The organism is Streptomyces sp. P17, from assembly GCF_032436805.1.
Classification (GTDB): Bacteria; Actinomycetota; Actinomycetes; order Streptomycetales; family Streptomycetaceae; genus Streptomyces.
The window spans coordinates 1-274 of record NZ_JAVRBF010000784.1; the positions used below are offsets into that span (position 1 = coordinate 1).

General features: G+C 52.9%; 1 protein-coding gene. It reads left to right on the top strand.

What is annotated here, in order from left to right:
- Positions 1-274: hypothetical protein (locus RMT89_RS42950; protein ID WP_315889188.1), on the top strand; the 274-nt coding region annotated here is incomplete at both ends.

The following is a 274-nucleotide window of genomic DNA, read 5'->3' on the forward strand; positions in this document are numbered from 1 at the left end:
GTGTTGCGTAACAATGGAGCCCCGAACGCCCAGACACTTCACAGCCTCATCTACACTCCCAAGGAGAAGTCCCGGGAACGGTTCAATGATCTTAAGATGGAGCTTGAGGAAGTTGAACTGATGATCCATGAGGATCGAATGGAGAATAGGGACGTTCCAGACTTCAAGCCGCGTCAGGATCATCTTGACAGGATTGAGCGCCTGAAAGGAGAGATCAGGGCTGAGGAGAAGAACGCCCAGCGCCCGGACTTCTCGTTGAACCTTGAAAGCTCGC